1 protein-coding gene is annotated in these 1,085 nt (G+C 66.9%); it reads right to left on the bottom strand.

All coding sequences use genetic code 11. From position 1 onward, the window contains the following. The coding region (locus tag AC1DHY_RS15735; protein WP_476903903.1) for an IS481 family transposase at nt 1–975 on the bottom strand (975 nt) is incomplete at its 3' end. Nucleotides 976–1,085 lie beyond the last annotated feature (110 nt).

Raw genomic sequence — 1,085 nt, 5'->3', positions numbered from 1 at the left:
CCTAGGTGTACTGGGCCACAAGGTTGGTGACACTCGGTTGATGGGTGTGGTGCCGATGCCGGTGTGGATGCGTTCAGTGTTGTAGTGCTTGAGCCAGGGCGCAAGGGCGGCTTGGCGGTGGTTGCTGCTGGTGAAGGTCTGCCGGTAGGCCCATTCGGTTTGCAGGGTGCGGTTGAAGCGTTCGGCTTTGCCGTTGGTCCAGGGACAGTGGGGCTTGATGAACCGCTGTTCCGCCCCGAGGTTGGCGACTGCCTGGCGGAACGCGTTGGAGTTGCGGTAGGCGAAGGCGTTGTCGGTGAGGACTCGTTCGATCCGGCCGATGCCGTGCCCGGCGAAGTAGCCTGCGGCGCGGGTGAGGAACCCTGCGGCGGTGGCGCCCTTCTYGTCGGGGAGAACTTCGGCGTAGCCGACACGGGTGTGGTCATCGATCGCGACGTGGACGTAGTCGTAACCGATCCCGCGCCCCTTTACCTGTTCCGAGCGGCCGTGGGCCCGCCAGCCGCCGCCGTCCGGGATGCGGCCGAGTTTCTTCACATCCAGGTGGATCAGTTCCCCGGGSCGTGAGCGTTCGTACCGATTCGCCGTGGTCCTGGTCGCCCGGATCGGGGCGCCGGTCAGCGGATCACAATCCGCTAGGTGCGGCACACCGTGGCGGTGCAGGATCCTGCCCACGGTTCGGGCCGGGACCCCGGTCAGCGCCGCGATCCGCGAGGGCCCGAACCGTGAGGACCGCCGGGCGGCCAGGACGGCCTGTTCACGCTCGGCGCTCGTCCGGGCCGGTGATGATTTCGGGCGGCTTGAGCGGTCCGGTAAACCGGCCGGCCCTTCCGCCCGGAACCGTCTGACCCACCGGTACGCGGTCTGCCGGGACACGCCCAGCTCGGCCGCGATGTGAGCGACCGGGCGGCCTGCGGCGACCCGATCCACGATCAGCCGTCTTCCATGAACTGTCAGTCGGGCATTAACGTGGGACACGAGGACCTCCGAGCGCGAAGTGTGTGAATTAGACAGCTCCACTTAGCCCGGAGGTCCTCCTCGTTTTCAAGCCCTAAGTGTCAACAACGTCCCGGCCCAGTACACCTAGG

Source organism: Arthrobacter sp. 05L44 (genome assembly GCF_056397605.1).
This window is presented reverse-complemented; position numbering and strand designations above follow the sequence as displayed.